Source organism: Arthrobacter sp. 10T413_2 (assembly GCF_056394205.1).
Genome location: NZ_JBFTHK010000362.1, coordinates 1 through 1040, shown reverse-complemented (window position 1 = coordinate 1040; position 1040 = coordinate 1). Strand labels below are relative to the sequence as shown.

At 66.9% G+C, this 1040-nt stretch carries 1 protein-coding gene; it reads left to right on the top strand.

Translation table 11 applies throughout. From position 1 onward, the window contains the following. The first annotated feature begins 277 nt into the window (after positions 1-277). A complete protein-coding gene (locus AC1DBQ_RS23460; RefSeq protein ID WP_476930775.1) occupies positions 278-859 on the top strand; it encodes a dihydrofolate reductase family protein in 582 nt (193 codons plus the stop codon). Positions 860-1040: the final 181 nt, after the last annotated feature.

Here is a 1040-nt window from a genome sequence, read left to right as displayed (position 1 = left end):
CCGAGTTCACCGAGCAGGTGCCGTGCCTAGCCAGGGCGACGACACGGCTGCGGGAAGCGGTCGTGGGCGGTGATCGACTCCGGCCGCGCCGTCTCCGAAACCGCTCGTGCACATCAAGCGCACCCGCCGCGGCTTCCGAAACGAGCGCAACTACCGATCCCGTATCCTGCTCACCAGCGCCGCGAGAGTCGCAGCGTGAACACCCTTCAGCAGGTCAACCCGCCACGAACCGCGAAGAGCCGCTAATCTGGGGGCACCCAAAGCAGAGGAGAGACCCATGGGCACGGTGGTCATGTACAGCTCGGTGTCGGTGGACGGCTTCATCGCGGACGAGAACGACCAGCCCGGACCCCTTTTCGACTGGTTGTCCAGCGGTGACGTGCCGTTGGACGAGGGCGGCGAGTTGAAGGTGTCGCAGRCGTCCTACGACTACACCCGGCCGTACTGGGACCAGATCGGGGCGACCGTCGTCGGCCGCCACGTCTTCGACATGACGAACGGCTGGGACGGGAAGCCTCCGGGCGGGATCGACCACGTGGTCGTCGTGACGCACCGGCCGGAGCCCGAGGGCTGGGACCCCGAGGCGCCGTTTCACTTCGTCGACGGCGTCGAGGCAGCCGTGGCCAAGGCGCAGAAGCTTGCGGGTGACCGCATGGTCGAGGTCGCCGCCGGCGACGTCGGTGGCCAGGTGCTTGCCGCGGGCCTGGTCGACGAGGTGCGCATGGACGTCGTACCCGTCGTGTTCGGGTCCGGCAAGCGCTACTTCGGGTCGGTCCACGCGCAGCACCTGTTGGAGGATCCTGACGTGGCGATTCAGGGCAACCGGGTGCTTCACCTGCGCTATCGGGCGCGCCGTTGACCGATCTGAGCGGGTACGCGAAGAAATCCACTGTGAACGGTGACACAAGATCGGGCCTCCGCTCGCGGGGTGCGGTTTAAATGCGGGAGGACCCCCAACCTGGTGGTTGGGGGTCCTCGACCTGTAATGATGTTCCGGCGGTGACCTACTCTCCCACACMCTCCCGGGTGCAGTACCATCG